This window comes from Agrococcus sp. SCSIO52902, from assembly GCF_022983135.1.
In the GTDB taxonomy this organism is placed as follows: domain Bacteria; phylum Actinomycetota; class Actinomycetes; order Actinomycetales; family Microbacteriaceae; genus Agrococcus; species Agrococcus sediminis.
Map to the genome: position 1 here is coordinate 1,031,916 of NZ_CP095269.1, position 13,816 is coordinate 1,045,731.

Here is a 13,816-nt window from a genome sequence, read left to right on the forward strand (position 1 = left end):
AGGCCGGCGGAGCGATCCGGTGTGGCCGGCGCGGGTCAGGCGACCTGCTCGAGCAGCCCCGTGTCGACGTCGTAGAGGAAGCCGCCGATCTGGGCGCGCTCGCCGATGAGCGGGTGCGACCGCACGCGGTGCACGTCCTGGATGATCGACAGGCGCTGGTGCTCGATCGCGCCGAGGTCGAGCCACGAGGCGTCGACGCCCGCGGCCTGCGAGATGTCGACGAGCAGCTCGCGCTCCGACTTCGAGGCCATCGCGCAGCGCGTGTGCTGCACGAGCAGGATGCGGTCGACGTTCAGCAGGTTGACGCCCAGCACGAGCGCGACGAGCGTGCGCTCCGTGGCCCGCCCGCCGGGGTTGCGCAGGATCTTCGCGTCGCCGGGCTCGAGCCCGATCATGCCGAGCGGGTCGATCCGCGAGTCCATGCAGGTGACCATCGCGACGCCCGACTTCGCAACGCCGTCGAAGCCCTGCAGGGCGAAGGTGGCGGCGAAGTCCCGGTTGTGCTGGAGGAGGTCGTCGAAAGCGGAGTCCATGCTCACAATCTAGGGCCGCGTGCGAGCATGGCCCGCATGGAGATGCGCGCCCTCGCCCAGCAGATCGATGCGATCTCGCTCCGCTACGCCGAGGTCTACGGCTTCGAGCGCGACGCGGACTGGCTCGTGCTCAAGCTGCAGGAGGAGGTCGGCGAGGTCGTGCAGGCATGGCTCGCGAAGACCGGGCGGCAGCGCGACAAGGGCCACAGCCCCGAGGAGATCGACCGCCGCTTCGCGCTCGAGCTCGCGGATGCGGTGGGCATGCTGCTCGCGCTCGCCGAGGCCACGGGGGTCGACATCGAGCAGGCGATCGACGAGAAGTGGCTCGTCTGGGACCGCCGCGTGTCGCAGCGGGCCGGCGAGCACGACGCGCCCCAGCAGGACTGAGGCGGCACGGGTTAGCCTCGGGGGCATGACGCAGACCGCCATCATCGTCGGTGCAGGACTCGGCGGGCTCGCCGCCGCCCGCGGCCTCGAGGCCGCCGGCTGGCAGGTGCGGGTGCTCGAGGCGGCCGAGCGGCCCCGCACGACAGGTGCGGGCATCGCGATCGCGAGCAACGGCCTCGAGGCGCTCGACGAGCTCGGCGTCGGCGACGAGGTGCGCGACCGCGCCGTGCGCTCGATGCCCGAGGGCGTCTTCACCGATCAGGGCTCGCCGCTGCAGCAGGGCTCGACCTTCGACTCGAGCGCGCTGCACGCGCTGCACCGCTCGACCCTGCTCGACATCGTCGGCGGCGGCCGCGAGGTCGAGACCGGCATGCGCGTCGTGGGGGTGTCGGATGCGTCGTCCGGCGCCCGCCCGTCGGTCACGATCGAGCACGGCGCGGCCGACCCCGACGCCACCGACGCGAGGCTCGAGCGGCAGCAGCGGCAGGTCCGCGCGCGCGGCATCCGCCTCGGCCGGCGGCTCCAGCGGGCCCTCGAGCCCGGCGACGACCCCATCGACCGGCGCGCCGAGCGCCGCGCCACCAAGCAGCAGGTGCGCGAGTCGCGCGAGTCGCGCTTCGAGACGATCGAGGCCGACCTCGTGATCGGCGCCGACGGCATCGACTCCGCCGTGCGGAAGGCGCTCTGGCCGAAGGCGGCGACCGACTACTCGGGCGCCACCTGCTGGTACGGCGTCGTGCAGGCGGAGGCCGACTCGCCGAGCGGGATGCGGCAGTACGTCGGCAGCGGCGCCGAGTTCGGCATGGTGCCGATCGACGGCGGCCGCGTCTACTGGTGGGGCATGGCGCACGCCCGGATGGGACGCACGTCGCGCGACGAGCTCGAGGCGGCGCGCGAGCGGTTCGACACGTGGGCGCCCGAGGTGCGCGACCACATCGCGGCCACGCCGCAGGCCTCGGTGATGCGGCGCGACCTGCACTGGCTCCCGACACCCCTGAAGTCCTTCCACCGGCCCGGCGTGGTGCTGCTGGGCGACGCCGCGCACGCGATGCTCCCGACGCTCGGCCAGGGCGGCAGCCTCACCCTCGAGGACGCCGCGACGCTCGGCATCCTGCTGCAGGACCACCCGCTCGAGCAGGCCCTGCGCGCCTACGACAGCGAGCGCATCCGCCGCACCGACCGCTTCAAGCAGCTCTCGCACCGCCTCGCGCGCGTCACGACCGAGACGCGCAGCTCGGTGCTCGTCGCCGCGCGCAACGGCGCCTACAACCTGCTGCCGACCACGCTCGCCGAGATCGCCAGCGACTGGATGCTGCACTGGCGCAGCCCGCGCGCCAAGCGCTGACGCGACCCCTGAGGCGACCTCTGGTGCCGCAGGGCGCGCGGCTGGACAATGAGCCATGGCCGACGGAGGCACTGCAGCAGCGCCGGAGTCCGACGCGGCCCTCGGGCGCCGCGCGCAGATCCTCGCCACCGAGCACTGGGGTCTGCTCGCCGCGCGCGGCACGGCGCAGAGCGAGGTGCTCACCCGCATCACGATCTTCCTGACGCTCGTCTCGGCGGGGCTCGTGACGATGGGCCTGCTCGGCCAGGTGTCGCGCTTCTCGGGCTGGTTCTCGCCCGCGATGCTCGCGATCCTGGCGTTCCTCTGCGTCATCGGGCTCATGACGCAGCTGCGGGTCGTCAACGTCGCCGAGGAGGACATGATGTACGTCGTCGCGATGAACCGGCTGCGCGGCGCCTACGTCGACCTCGACCCGCACGTGCGCGAGGTCTTCCTCGCGGCGGTCACCGACGATGAGGCCGGCATGGAGCGCACCTACTCGTTCCTGCGGCGCCGCAGCGCCTTCAGCCACCTGTTCGGCAGCTCGCCCGTGCTCATCGTGGTGGTGAACGCGTGCGTCTACGGGCTGCTGGCCGGCGCGCTCGTCGACGTCGTGGCGGAGGTCGGATGGGCCGTGGTGGCCGGCGTCGTCGTCGGGCTCGTGTGGGCTCTCGTCTCGATGCGCTCGGGCTACGCGCACTACCGGGACACCTGGCGCGACTACACGCCTCGGCGCTCGAGCGGCGCGGTCGCATACAGGGATGGGTAGTTCTCCCCATCGACGGCTCCTAGGGAGCGCGCGTACGGTGAACGCACGGCCCGGCTGGGGCCCCGCGAGGGGAAATTCGGGCCATGACAGGGTCTCGGCGCTGCTGCGGCGGGATGCAGAGGGAGCCCAGTCTTTTCTGGAGGGGCAGATGCGCGGCGCGCTGTGAGGCGGCCGTCCGATACGGGGCTCGACCATCGGTCGGGCCCCGTTCTCCGTCCCCGGCGCCGATCGCGCTCCTAGCTGTACTGCCCAGGGACGTTGTTCGAACGTGGAGTGGTGACGTAGCGAGAACCTCCGGGCAGGGTGGTGGTGTTCAAGCAGCCATCCGCCAGGAGGTTCTCGTGGCCCACGGTAATGCGGCGCTGACGCCGCGCCAACGTCTTAGGCTCGCTCGCGCGGTCGTCGATGACGGCTGGACGGCCGCAGCGGCCGCGGACTACTTCCGGGTCTCCTGGCCGACCGCGGCGAAGTGGTCGCGTCGGTATCTCGAGCTGGGCGAGGCCGGAATGGCTGATCGTTCGTCGCGGCCGCTGTCCTCGCCGAACCGGACCCGGCCTGATGTGGTCCGGCGGATCGTGCAGCTGCGGATCCGGAAGCGGCTCGGGCCCGTGCAGATCGCTGGGATGGTCGGCATGCCGGCGTCGACGGTCCACGCAGTGCTCGTGCGTTGCAGGCTCAACCGGCTCAGCCATGTCGATGTGAAGACCGGCGAGCCCGCCAGACGCTACGAGCACGACCGTCCCGGTTCGCTGATCCACGTCGACGTGAAGAAGCTCGGCAACATCCCCGATGGCGGCGGTTGGCGCTACGTCGGACGCCAGCAAGGACGCAGGAACCGGCGCCAGACGCCGGGGCTTGCTCGGAACAAGTATCGCCACGAGCTGCTGCGCCACGCGTTCGTCCACACCGTCATCGACGACCACTCCCGCGTCGCCTACGCCGAGATCCACGACGACGAGACCGCCGCAACCGCGACCGCCGTGCTCCGCCGCGCGACGTCGTGGTTCGCAGCCCGCGGCGTCACCGTCGAACGCGTCCTCTCCGACAACGGCCCCGCCTACCGCTCGCACCTCTGGCGCGACACCTGCCGAGAGCTCGCGATCGTCCCCAAGCACACCCGCCCCTACCGGCCCCAGACCAACGGCAAGATCGAACGCTTCCACCGCACCCTCGCCGATGGATGGGCCTACGGACGCCACTACCGCTCAGAACGAGCCAGACGCGACGCGCTCCCCGCCTGGCTGCACCTCTACAACCACCACCGACCCCACACCGCCACCGGCAAGCAGCCACCGATCACCCGATTGAACAACCTGCCTGGGCAGTACACCTAGCGCTCGGCCGCGGCGAGCTCGGCGAGCAGCAGCGGGAAGACGTGCTCGCGGTTGAGCGGCGCCTCCGCCTCGTCCTCGACGCCGATCGCGGGCACGATCCACCGCACCGCCTCGATCTCGGCCTGCGCCCTCGGCTCGATCGCATCGCGCGTGCGGAAGACGCTCGCGCGCAGGGCGAAGCCGGCCTCATTGGCGGCGCGCGTCTCGAAGTCGCCCATCGGCTCGATGCGCTCGAGCGCGATCTCGACGCCCAGCTCCTCCCGCACCTCGCGCACCGCGCACTCGGCCGCGGTCTCGCCGGGCTCGGGCTTGCCGCCGGGCAGCATCCAGGCGGAGGTGCCGCGCTTCCGCACCGTCAGCACCGCGCCGTCGGCGCGCTCGAAGCAGATCGCCGAGACGGTGATGACGCGCATGCGACCAGGCTAGGCCGCGCCGAGCGCGGCCGGGCGGAGCCCTCAGCCCGCGTTGCGGGTGATGAGCTTCGAGAGCACGATCGCCGAGCGGGTGTGGTCGACGGTCGCGGCGGCGCGCACCTTCTCGAGCGCCTCCTCGAGGGCGATGACGTCGCGCGCGCGCATGATCACGATCGCGTCGGCCTCGCCCGTGACGGTGCCGGCCTCGACGATCTCGGGCACGCCCGAGAGGATGCGCTTGAGGTCGCTCGGCGACACGGTGCCGCGGCAGAAGAGCTCGACGTAGGCTTCGGTGGCGAGGCCCTCGACGGCCGGGTCGACCTGCACGGTGAAGCCGCGGATCACGCCGTCAGCCACGAGCTTGTCGATGCGGCGCTTGACGGCGGAGGCGGAGAGGCCGACCTCGGCGCCGATGTCGGCGTAGCCGGCCCGGGCATTGAGGCGCAGCTGATCGATGATGCCGTGGTCGATCCGATCCATATGCAGGATTCTACGGTCACGATCGGCCAGATCGCAAGAAACATGCGTGCTGACCCCCACTGATGCGTCGATTGTTTGCGACCCTGGATGGCATGCAGCATGAGATGACCCACGCGCGCCCCGAGACCGCGACCCCCTCCGACGCGTCCCGCACGGCCGCCCAGAAGACCGTGCTGATGTGCCGTCCGGCGCACTTCGACGTCACCTACCGCATCAACCCCTGGATGGATCCCGACCAGCCCACGAGCACCGACCTCGCGGTCGCGCAGTGGCAGACGCTCGTCGACGCCTACGACCGCCTCGGCTTCGAGGTGCACCAGATCGAGCCCGTCGAGGGCCTCAACGACATGGTCTACGCGGCCAACGGCGGGCTCACGCTCGACGGCAAGGCCTACGGCGCGCTGTTCACCTACGAGCAGCGGGCGCCCGAGGGCCCCGCCTACATGCGCTGGTTCGCCGAGCAGGGCTTCGAGGTGCACGAGCCGAAGCACATCAACGAGGGAGAGGGCGACTTCCTGCTCTCGAACGGCACGATCCTCGCGGGCCACGGCTTCCGCACGAGCCTCGAGTCGCACGACGAGGTGCGCGGCATCTTCGACCGCGAGGTTGTGAGCCTGCGCCTCGTCGACCCGGCGTTCTACCACCTCGACACGGCGATGGCGATCCTCGACGAGACGAGCATCGCCTACCTGCCGAGCGCCTTCGACGACGCCAGCCGGGCCGAGCTCGAGCGCCGATACCCCGACGCCATCCTCGTCGACGAGGCCGACGCATCCGTGCTGGGCCTCAACTCGTTCGGCGACGGTCGCACCATGGTCATCGCCGAGCGCGCCGAGGGCTTCGCGCGCCAGCTCGCCGAGCGCGGCTACGAGACGATCGGCCTCGACCTGAGCGAGCTGCTGCGCGGCGGCGGCGGGATCAAGTGCTGCACCCTGGAGCTGCGACGATGACGGAGGCGACGATGACGACGGAGACGACGACGGATGCGGCGACGGGCACGGCCCTGTCGCCCGCGACCGAGCGGGCGATCGAGCAGGTCGAGGCGCACGCCGCGCACAACTACCACCCGCTCCCGGTCGTCGTGGAGACGGCGGAGGGCGCGTGGGTGACCGACGTCGACGGCCGCCGCTACCTCGACTGCCTCGCCGCCTACTCGGCGGTGAACTTCGGCCACGGCAACCGCCGCCTGCTCGACGCCGCGCACGCGCAGCTCGACCGCGTCACGCTCACGAGCCGCGCGTTCCACTCCGCGGCGCTCGGGCCGTTCGTCGAGGCGCTCGCAGCGCTCGCCGGCAAGGACATGGTGCTGCCGATGAACACGGGCGCCGAGGCGGTCGAGTCGGGCATCAAGGTGGCCCGCCGCTGGGCGTACCAGGTGAAGGGCGTGCCCGCGGGGCAGGCCGAGATCATCGTGATGGAGGGCAACTTCCACGGCCGCACCACGACGATCGTGTCGTTCTCCGACGACCCGGAGGCGACGACCGGCTACGCGCCGTTCACGCCCGGCTTCGTGCGGGTGCCGTTCGGCGACGCCGAGGCGCTCGAGGCCGCGATCACGCCGAACACGGCCGCGGTGCTGCTCGAGCCCATCCAGGGCGAGGCGGGCATCAACGTGCCGCCGGCCGGCTACCTGCAGCGCGTGCGCGAGATCACCGCGCGCGAGCGCGTGCTCATGATCGCCGACGAGATCCAGTCGGGGCTCGGCCGCACGGGCGCGACGTTCCAGTGCGACAACGAGGGTGTCGTGCCGGACGTCTACCTGCTCGGCAAGGCGCTCGGCGGCGGCGTGGTGCCGGTGTCGGCCGTGGTCGCCGACGAGGACGTGCTGGGCGTCCTCACGCCGGGCTCGCACGGCTCGACCTTCGGCGGCAACCCGCTCGCGGCTGCCGTCGGCCTCGAGGTCGTGCGGATGCTCGGCGAGGGCGAGATGCAGGCGCGGGCCCGCGAGCTCGGCGCCCGCCTGCACGCGGGCCTCGGCGAGCTCGTCGGCCACGGGGTCACCGCGGTGCGCGGCGTGGGGCTGTGGGCCGGGATCGACATCGATCCGGCCGTCGGCACCGCCCGCCAGGTGTGCCTGCGGCTGCTCGAGCGCGGCATCCTCGCGAAGGACACCCACGGCCAGACGGTGCGCCTCGCGCCGCCGATCGTCATCGAGGAGCGCGACCTCGACATGCTCGTCGACGCGTTTGCTGCGGCGGTGGGCCACCGCCGCTGATCCGAGCCGCTACGGCTCCGGCGCCGAGTTCATCGGGTCGAGCGCGACGCTCTCGCCGTGCATGGGCCGCTCGAGGTCCGGCTCCGCCTCGTCGCCCATCACCGAGGTGCCGTCGGAGAGCGTCGTCGAGATGAGGCCGAAGACGTTGCCGTCGGGGTCGGCGAGGTAGGCGAGCCTCCCGACCTGCGGCATGTCGGTCGGCGGCAGCGCGCCGGTGCCGCCGAGCTCGAGGCCCCGCGCGTAGGTCGCGTCGGCGTCGTCGACGGCGATGACGAGGTTGGCGCCGTTCACCGGCGACCCGGGCGCGGGCGCCGGCCCCTCGCGCTGCGTGAGCCCGCCGTTGATGCCGCTGCCGGGCTCCGTGAGCGAGCGCGAGCCCTCGCCCGTCGCGATCGTCCAGTACGGCACCTCGCCGAACCGCTCGAAGCGCCAGTCGAGCAGCTGCGAGTAGAAGTCGATGAGCCGCTGCGGCTCGCTGGCGTGGATCTCGAAGTGCACGACGAGGCTGCTCATGGCCGCGACGGTACGCCGGGCCGCGCACAGGCGCCAGGGGCAGGATGGGCCGATGCGCACCCGCTACCGCTTCGACCACGACTGGCACCTCGACACGGGGGCGGATGCGGTGCTGGCGCTGCTCGAGGACGTCCCGGGCTACGGGCGCTGGTGGCCCGGGGTGCGCGTGCTCGCCGCCGCGCCGGCGGCCCCGGCCCGCGCCGCCGATCTCGAGGTGCGCGCGCCGGCCGGGTACCGCATCCGCATCTCCATCGCCGAGGAGGCGCGCGCCGACGACGAGCTGCGGGCGAGCATCCGCGGCGACCTCGACGGCTGGAGCGCCTGGCGCGTGCGCCCCGAGGGCGTGGGCACCCGGGTGGCCTTCGCCCAGGAGGTCGAGGCGCGGAAGCCCCTGCTGCGCCTCGCGAGCCCCGTGCTGCACCGGGTGCTCGCCGCGCAGCACGCGGCCGTCATGGGACGCGCCGAGCAGGGCATGCGCGCCGCGCTCCGACTGGACTGACGGGCGATCCGGCGTAGGCTCGCGGGGTGGCTGACAGCATCCTCCTGGGGCGCGCGCCCCGACCGACCGACGGCGCCCAGCTCGCCAAGCGCATCCGCACCCTCGTGATCGCGGCGGAGCCGGCGGGCATCGCGTGCACCTCCGGCATCGAGGCCGAGCTCGACGGCGCCGACGTGGTGCGGCTGCACCTCGACCTCACCGGCTTCGTGCTCGCGGGCGAGCACGACCGCGACCGCGCGCGGCTCGAGCCGCAGGGCGCGACCGTCGCGCGCGAGCCGGCCGTGCTGCGCGACCTGCGCGTGCACGCCGACCCGATGCGCGTCTCGGGCGCCGAGGTGACGCTCGAGGCGACCCTCGCCGACGTGCCCTTCGCCTGGATCGAGACCGACAACCGCGAGCTCGCGGTCGAGCTCGGCAGGCCCAGCGCCGCCCAGCCGCTGCACGGCCAGGCGCGCGTCTCGGTGCCGAAGGAGCAGCTGGGCCGCGCCGTGCTGGGGCTCGCCGAGTCGGCGCTCACCGAGCGGGGCATCTCGGTCTCGCGGCTCGACATCGACGTCGAGGCGACGGGGCCGCGCGAGCTGCGGCTGACGCTCGACGGCAAGGTGCGGAAGGGGCTGCTGGGCGCCTCCGTGCGCGGCTCGGCGAGCGCCTCGATCGACGACCGCATGGGCGTGACCCTGACCGACGTCCACGTCGACAGCGGCAACCCGCTCGTCGCGGCGATGCTGAGCGCCGCCCGCGGCCGCATCGAGCGGTTCGAGGGCCGTCGCATCGACCTCGCCTCGGAGCTGCCGGAGGGCATCCGCGTCGACGACGTGCAGGTGACCGTCACCGACGCGGTGACGATCGAGGCGCGGCTGGCCTGAGCCGGGCGCCGGGCCACCGACCGGCGCTCAGGCGTCGACGAGCTGGCCGGCCGACCGCGTCGCGGGCGCGATGCGGAACCCCGCGTCGGCGAGCCGCCGCTCGGTCTCGACGGGGTCGATCCAGTCGAGCGCGGGGAACTCGCCGAGCGGCACGACCGAGTGCAGCACCGTCGTCGGGTAGACGTGCACGAGGTTGAAGGCGCGCGCACCGTCGCGCCCGCGGGTGCCGCCGACCGGCACGTTGAGGTCCTGCGTGTAGCACGTGGCGGATGCGACCGAGACGGGGATGCCGCCGAAGGTCGCCGTCGAGGAGTAGTGCAGGTGCCCCGCGAGGATCGCGCGCACATCGGAGCCGGCGAGCACCTCGGCGAGGTTGGCCTGGTCGCGCAGCTCGACCGACACGGCGAGGTCGAGCACGCTCGGCACGGGCGGGTGGTGCATCGCGAGGATCGTGCCGTGCGGCGCCCGCGTCGCGAGCACCTCGCCGAGCCACGCGCGCTGCGCGGGGGAGACGGCCCCGTGGTGGAAGCCCGGCACGGTGGAGTCGAGGGTGATGATGCGGAGGCCGTCGATCTCGACGACCGCGTCGACGGGCGCGTCGGAGGCCGGCTCGTCGAGCAGCTCGGCGCGGAACGCGCGCCGGTCGTCGTGGTTGCCCATCACCCACACGACGCGCGCGCCGAGGTCGGCCGCGACGGGGTCGACGATCGCGCGGAGCCGCCGGTAGGCGTCGGGTTCGCCGTGGTCGGTGAGGTCGCCGGTGAAGACGATCGCATCGGGCCGCGCGCCGGATGCCTCGAACTCGGCGAAGAGCCGCCGCAGGTGCTGCTCGCTCGGCACGCGGCCGTAGAGGCTGCCGCCGCCGGCGAGCAGGTGCGTGTCGGAGATGTGGAGGAGGAAGTGGTCCGGCCGGGGGTGCTCGGCCGTGCGGTGTGTCACGGGTCGTCCCATCCGATCTCTCGGTTCGTGCGCAGCGTCGGGCACTGCTGGAACGCTAGCCCAGCACGTGCCCGAGAACGCGGCGTGAACGCGGCGTGTATGCAGGTCGAACGGCGCCCGATGGGGCCAGGAGCCCCGGCGGTACCATGGAGGCGTCCCCCAGAGGCAGGAGCCCTTCCAGACGTGAGCAGCGAGCGAGAGCACGGCCCGGGTGCCGCGAGCGCGTTCTCGCGCTCCGACCCCCACGCAGAGCCCGGCATCCGCGTCTCCGATGCGCCCGAGCTCGTGCTCGTGCCCTCGGGCGGGCGCTTCGGCCGGTTCGACCGCGACGACGTGGTGGTGCGCAAGGGGCGGTACGCGCTCGCGAACGGCCACAGCACGCCGCACGAGTCGATGGTGGAGGACCTCCTCGCGCTCGGCGCGGCGCTCGACGCGGCCGACATCCCGTTCCTGCTCGTGCGCGACGACGACGGCCGGCCGATCGTCGCCGTCGACCGCGCGCGACGCAAGCAGCTCGCGGCGGTGCTCGCGGGCGCCTTCGCCGACGAGCCCTTCTACGCCGAGGCGATCGCGCCGGCGAAGGCCGCGCACCACGGCCCCGTGCTGCTCGCCGACGGCCGCCTCGCCGGGCACCGCAAGGCATCCGCGATGCGCGTCTACCGGCCGCGCGTCGAGCCCGCCGGCCGCCTGCGGTACGGCCGCGAGACCGCCGTGCAGCTCGAGCTGTGGCGCTTCGGCGACGACACGATCGTGGCGCCGCTGCCCAACGCCGTCATGCGCGCGACGATGCCGCGCCACGAGGCGATCGACGCCACCGTGGTGCGCTACGGCCGCGAGTGGCAGACGATCCAGGACATGTGGGAGCCGCTCGCGAGCGACGTCACCTTCGACATCGACATCGTCTTCTCCTGGGTCGACGGCTCGAGCGACGACTTCCAGCGCGAGCGGGCGAAGCGGATGCAGGCGTACGTCGTGGGGGAGGGCGACGACTCCGAGGCGCGCTTCCGGCAGATCGACGAGCTGAAGTACGCGCTGCGCTCGGTGCACATGTACGCGCCGTGGATCCGCCGCATCTTCATCGCCACCGACTCGCCGGCGCCCGCATGGCTCGCCGAGCACCCGCGGGTGACGCTCGTGCCGGCCGAGGCGATGTTCGCCGACCCGTCGGTGCTCCCGACCCACAACTCCCACGCGGTCGAGGCGCAGCTGCACCGCATCGAGGGCCTGAGCGAGCACTTCCTCTACTCCAACGACGACATGTTCTTCGGGCGCGCGCTCAAGCCCGACCTGTTCTTCTCGCCCGGCGGCATCACGAAGTTCGTCGAGGCGACCACGCGCATCGGGCTGGGGGAGACCCACCCGGAGCGCTCGGGGCACGACAACGCGGCGCGCTCGAACCGCCGGCTCCTGCGGGAGCGCTTCGGCGCGGTCACGACCCGGCACCTCGAGCACTGCGCGGCGCCCCTGCGCCGCAGCGTCATGGCCGAGCTCGAGGCGGAGTTCCCCGAGGACTTCCGGCGCACGACGGCCGCGCGCTTCCGCTCGGCGACCGACATCTCGGTGACGAACTCGCTGTACCACTACTACGCGCTCGTGACGGGCCGGGCGGTGCAGCAGACCGCCGCGAAGGTGCAGTACATCGAGACGACGCTGCGGAAGGCGCTGCCGGCCATGGAGCGGCTGCTGCGCAAGCGCGACCAGGACATGTTCTGCCTCAACGACGGCTCGTTCCCCGAGATCTCGGTGGAGGAGCGCACCCGCGCGGTCCGCGAGTTCCTCGAGCACTACTTCCCGATCCCGGCGCCATGGGAGCGGGATCGTCCCGTCGAGGCCGCGGAGCCCCGCACCCTCTCGCTCTAGTCGAGCGGCGCGATCAGAGTCACGAGAACGGACGAGTCGCCACGCGACGGCGAACCATCCGACCTTCGCTCGCCTACTAGGAGCATCGCCGTCCGATGTGACAGGCGAGAGCCGCGCGCCCGAGCTGCATGGATGCGCGAACATCCGATCTCTGGCACGCTAGAGCGCGGATCGAAGGAGCTCGCACATGATCAGCGCCACCCTCGGGGTCGACGTCGGCACGTCCAGCACGAAGGGCGTGCTCGTCGACGGATCGGGCGCCGTGCTCGCGACCGCCGTCCGCGAGCACACCGTCGACCGGCCCGCCCCCGGCCACGTCGAGATGGATGCCGAGCGGTGGTGGAGCGAGCTCGTCTCGATCGTGCGCGAGCTGCTCGCCGCGGTGCCCGACGCCGAACCGGTCGCGGTGGGCGTGAGCGGCATGGGCCCGTGCGTCGCGCTGCTCGACGGCGCCGGCGCGCCCGTGCGCCCGGCCATCCTCTACGGCGTCGACTCGCGGGCCGGCGAGCAGATCGAGCGCATCACCGCCGAGCTCGGCGCCGAGGCGATCGTCGCCCTCGGCGGCAGCGCCCTCACCTCGCAGGCCGCGGGGCCGAAGATCGCCTGGATCCGCGAGCACGAGCCCGAGGCCTACGCGCGGGCCGAGTCGCTCGCCATGCCCGCGTCGCTCCTCGCGCTCCGGCTGACGGGCGAGCTGCTGCTCGACCACCACTCGGCGAGCCAGTGCTGGCCGCTCTACGACCTCGACGCCGCGGCCTGGGACGACCGCGCGTGGGAGGCCGTCGCCCCCGGCATCGCCCAGCCGCGGCTCGCGCTGCCGGCCGAGGCAGCGGGGGTCGTCACGGCCGAGGCGGCGCGCGAGACGGGCCTGCCCGAGGGCATCCCCGTCGCCCTCGGCACGATCGACGCCTGGACCGAGGCGGTCAGCGCGGGCGCCACCCGCAGCGGCGACCTCATGCTCATGTACGGCACGACGATGTTCCTCATCGCGACGACGGATGCGCGGCCGAGCGCCCCGGGAATGTGGACGACGCGGGGCGTCGGCGCCGGCTCCTACTCGCTCGCCGGCGGCATGGCCACCTCCGGCGCGATCACGACCTGGATCCGCGACCTCGTCGCCGGGAGCGACTACGCGACGCTCACGCGCGAGGCGGCCGAGAGCGGGCTCGGTGCGCGCGGCCTGCTGATGCTGCCGTACTTCGCCGGCGAGCGCACGCCCGTGCAGGATCCGGACGCCCGGGGCGTCGTCGTCGGCCTCAGCCTCGAGACGACCGCCGGCGACCTGTACCGCGCCGCGCTCGAGGCCACCGCCTTCGGCGTGCGCCACAACATCGAGGTCATGCGCGAGGCCGGCACGCGCATCGAGCGGGTCGTCGCGATCGGCGGCGGCACGACCGGCGGCCTCTGGACCCAGATCGTCTCGGACGTCACGGGCCTGCCCCAGGTGCTGCCGAGCGTGACCGTGGGGGCCAGCTTCGGTGCCGCGTTCCTCGCCGCAGGCCTCGTCGGTACGCCCGAGATCGACGAATGGAACCCGCCGTCGCACATCGTCGAGCCCGACCCGGGCCGGCACGCGGCATACGGCCGCCTGTACGGCCTGTACCGCGACCTCTACCCCGCCACCCGCGACATCGCCCACGCACTCATCGACTCGCGTCGCACCGACGCCCACTGAGAGGACCGA

General features: G+C 73.0%; 15 protein-coding genes. 10 read left to right on the top strand and 5 right to left on the bottom strand.

What is annotated here, in order from left to right:
- Positions 1 to 35: 35 nt before the first annotated feature.
- Complete coding sequence (locus MU522_RS05115) at positions 36 to 533, bottom strand: carbonic anhydrase (RefSeq protein WP_128189097.1); 498 nt, start codon at positions 531 to 533, stop codon at positions 36 to 38.
- A 36-nt stretch (positions 534 to 569) separates the two neighbouring features.
- Here MU522_RS05115 and MU522_RS05120 point away from each other — a divergent pair, with 36 nt between their 5' ends.
- The 4 genes from MU522_RS05120 to MU522_RS05135 all read left to right on the top strand — a co-directional run bounded on the left by MU522_RS05120 (position 570) and on the right by MU522_RS05135 (position 4,347).
- Complete coding sequence (locus MU522_RS05120) at positions 570 to 920, top strand: pyrophosphatase (RefSeq protein ID WP_205649614.1); 351 nt, start codon at positions 570 to 572, stop codon at positions 918 to 920.
- A gap of 25 nt (positions 921 to 945) precedes the next feature.
- Positions 946 to 2,265 (top strand): FAD-dependent monooxygenase, encoded by a 1,320-nt coding sequence (locus tag MU522_RS05125; RefSeq protein WP_246992930.1) that lies wholly within the window; start codon positions 946 to 948, stop codon positions 2,263 to 2,265.
- A 55-nt stretch (positions 2,266 to 2,320) separates the two neighbouring features.
- On the top strand, positions 2,321 to 3,013 hold the full coding sequence (locus MU522_RS05130) for a hypothetical protein (protein WP_246992932.1): 693 nt from the start codon (positions 2,321 to 2,323) through the stop codon (positions 3,011 to 3,013).
- A 341-nt stretch (positions 3,014 to 3,354) separates the two neighbouring features.
- A complete protein-coding gene (locus MU522_RS05135; protein WP_246992935.1) occupies positions 3,355 to 4,347 on the top strand; it encodes an IS481 family transposase in 993 nt (330 codons plus the stop codon).
- Here MU522_RS05135 and MU522_RS05140 read toward each other — a convergent pair.
- Both MU522_RS05140 and MU522_RS05145 read right to left on the bottom strand, forming a co-directional pair.
- Entirely contained in the window at positions 4,344 to 4,760 is a 417-nt protein-coding gene (locus MU522_RS05140) for an NUDIX domain-containing protein (protein WP_128189094.1), read from the bottom strand. The genes MU522_RS05135 and MU522_RS05140 overlap by 4 nt on opposite strands.
- 42 nt (positions 4,761 to 4,802) lie before the next feature.
- Positions 4,803 to 5,240: an Lrp/AsnC family transcriptional regulator gene (locus tag MU522_RS05145; protein ID WP_128189093.1), complete on the bottom strand. Its 438-nt coding sequence runs from the start codon at positions 5,238 to 5,240 to the stop codon at positions 4,803 to 4,805.
- 104 nt (positions 5,241 to 5,344) lie between these two features.
- Between MU522_RS05145 and ddaH the strand changes: the two genes are divergently transcribed.
- Both ddaH and rocD read left to right on the top strand, forming a co-directional pair.
- Entirely contained in the window at positions 5,345 to 6,190 is an 846-nt protein-coding gene (gene ddaH / locus MU522_RS05150) for a dimethylargininase (protein ID WP_246993456.1), read from the top strand.
- Positions 6,191 to 6,201: 11 nt separating this feature from the next.
- On the top strand, positions 6,202 to 7,455 hold the full coding sequence (rocD, locus tag MU522_RS05155; RefSeq protein ID WP_246992936.1) for an ornithine--oxo-acid transaminase: 1,254 nt from the start codon (positions 6,202 to 6,204) through the stop codon (positions 7,453 to 7,455).
- A 9-nt stretch (positions 7,456 to 7,464) separates the two neighbouring features.
- Here rocD and MU522_RS05160 read toward each other — a convergent pair whose 3' ends face one another.
- Positions 7,465 to 7,968 carry a VOC family protein gene (locus tag MU522_RS05160; protein WP_246992938.1) on the bottom strand — a complete coding sequence of 168 codons (504 nt, stop codon included), beginning with the start codon at positions 7,966 to 7,968 and terminating at the stop codon, positions 7,465 to 7,467.
- 52 nt (positions 7,969 to 8,020) lie between these two features.
- Between MU522_RS05160 and MU522_RS05165 the strand changes: the two genes are divergently transcribed.
- Together MU522_RS05165 and MU522_RS05170 are read left to right on the top strand one after the other, a co-directional pair.
- A complete protein-coding gene (locus tag MU522_RS05165; protein WP_246992940.1) occupies positions 8,021 to 8,467 on the top strand; it encodes an SRPBCC family protein in 447 nt (148 codons plus the stop codon).
- Between the two features lie 26 nt (positions 8,468 to 8,493).
- A complete protein-coding gene (locus MU522_RS05170; RefSeq protein WP_246992942.1) occupies positions 8,494 to 9,333 on the top strand; it encodes an LmeA family phospholipid-binding protein in 840 nt (279 codons plus the stop codon).
- A 27-nt stretch (positions 9,334 to 9,360) separates the two neighbouring features.
- On the opposite strand, the gene MU522_RS05175 is transcribed toward MU522_RS05170, so the two are convergent.
- A complete protein-coding gene (locus tag MU522_RS05175; RefSeq protein ID WP_246992944.1) occupies positions 9,361 to 10,272 on the bottom strand; it encodes a phosphodiesterase in 912 nt (303 codons plus the stop codon).
- A 285-nt stretch (positions 10,273 to 10,557) separates the two neighbouring features.
- Between MU522_RS05175 and MU522_RS05180 the strand changes: the two genes are divergently transcribed.
- Together MU522_RS05180 and MU522_RS05185 are read left to right on the top strand one after the other, a co-directional pair.
- Complete coding sequence (locus MU522_RS05180; RefSeq protein WP_225792670.1) at positions 10,558 to 12,132, top strand: stealth family protein; 1,575 nt, start codon at positions 10,558 to 10,560, stop codon at positions 12,130 to 12,132.
- A gap of 187 nt (positions 12,133 to 12,319) precedes the next feature.
- Positions 12,320 to 13,807 carry an FGGY family carbohydrate kinase gene (locus MU522_RS05185; RefSeq protein WP_246992946.1) on the top strand — a complete coding sequence of 496 codons (1,488 nt, stop codon included), beginning with the start codon at positions 12,320 to 12,322 and terminating at the stop codon, positions 13,805 to 13,807.
- Positions 13,808 to 13,816: the final 9 nt, after the last annotated feature.

What these genes read in the sequence shown, in the direction of transcription:
- MU522_RS05165 (WP_246992940.1), top strand. Translation starts at nt 8,021, where the DNA reads ATGCGCACCCGCTACCGCTTCGACCACGACTGGCACCTCGACACGGGG.
- MU522_RS05130 (WP_246992932.1), top strand. Translation starts at nt 2,321, where the DNA reads ATGGCCGACGGAGGCACTGCAGCAGCGCCGGAGTCCGACGCGGCCCTC.
- MU522_RS05120 (WP_205649614.1), top strand. Translation starts at nt 570, where the DNA reads ATGGAGATGCGCGCCCTCGCCCAGCAGATCGATGCGATCTCGCTCCGC.
- MU522_RS05115 (WP_128189097.1), bottom strand. Translation starts at nt 533, where the DNA reads ATGGACTCCGCTTTCGACGACCTCCTCCAGCACAACCGGGACTTCGCC.
- MU522_RS05160 (WP_246992938.1), bottom strand. Translation starts at nt 7,968, where the DNA reads ATGAGCAGCCTCGTCGTGCACTTCGAGATCCACGCCAGCGAGCCGCAG.
- MU522_RS05185 (WP_246992946.1), top strand. Translation starts at nt 12,320, where the DNA reads ATGATCAGCGCCACCCTCGGGGTCGACGTCGGCACGTCCAGCACGAAG.
- rocD (WP_246992936.1), top strand. Translation starts at nt 6,202, where the DNA reads ATGACGACGGAGACGACGACGGATGCGGCGACGGGCACGGCCCTGTCG.
- ddaH (WP_246993456.1), top strand. Translation starts at nt 5,345, where the DNA reads ATGACCCACGCGCGCCCCGAGACCGCGACCCCCTCCGACGCGTCCCGC.
- MU522_RS05145 (WP_128189093.1), bottom strand. Translation starts at nt 5,240, where the DNA reads ATGGATCGGATCGACCACGGCATCATCGATCAGCTGCGCCTCAATGCC.
- MU522_RS05140 (WP_128189094.1), bottom strand. Translation starts at nt 4,760, where the DNA reads ATGCGCGTCATCACCGTCTCGGCGATCTGCTTCGAGCGCGCCGACGGC.
- MU522_RS05125 (WP_246992930.1), top strand. Translation starts at nt 946, where the DNA reads ATGACGCAGACCGCCATCATCGTCGGTGCAGGACTCGGCGGGCTCGCC.